This window comes from Microbacterium sp. P5_E9, from assembly GCF_054049175.1.
On sequence record NZ_JBFUMV010000099.1, the window covers coordinates 1 to 598 of the forward strand.

1 protein-coding gene is annotated in these 598 nt (G+C 64.7%); it reads right to left on the reverse strand.

All coding sequences use genetic code 11. The features are described 5' to 3' along the window. Positions 1 to 598 (reverse strand): ATP-binding protein (locus tag ACXJ3V_RS20430; RefSeq protein ID WP_457102185.1); only part of this gene is annotated, 598 nt, incomplete at both ends.

The following is a 598-nucleotide window of genomic DNA, read 5'->3' on the forward strand; positions in this document are numbered from 1 at the left end:
AAGTAGAGCAAGAGTCAGGCTCTCGGGGAGGGGAGTCTGCATAACAATCTTGGGCGCATTAAATCTCGAATGCGCTGCAGCGCATTCGAGATTGCTCGTAACGATGGTGGCGCAGCGCTCGTAGCGCTCGGCGATCAGGTCGTGCAGATCTTCATCGGCCGGCGCGCGCATTGGCTTCAGGCCGAAGTCGTCAATGATCAGGAGGCTCACGCGCGACAGCGTGGCCAGCTTGCGGTCRTAGACACCGGTGGCGCGCGCGGCGTTCAGGCTTTGCGTCAAGCTCGAGCAGGTGGTGAAGACCACGTCTACGCCCTGGCGCACCGCACAGTGCCCGAGCGCCTGGGCTAAATGGCTCTTGCCGATGCCGCTGGGCCCGACGATCAGCACCGGCGCCTTCTCCTGCAGGTAGCGCCCGGTGGCCAGATCGTGGACGAGCGCGCGGTTGAGCTTGGGCAGCCGCTCGAAGTCGAACTGATCGAGCGTTTTGGTGGCGCGGAACTGAGCGCGGCGCAGGCGCATGGAGAACTTCTTGCCCTCGCGCCGGGCGACCTCGTCGCCCACGAGCATGGCCAGGAACTCGGTGTAGGCCAGCTTGCCC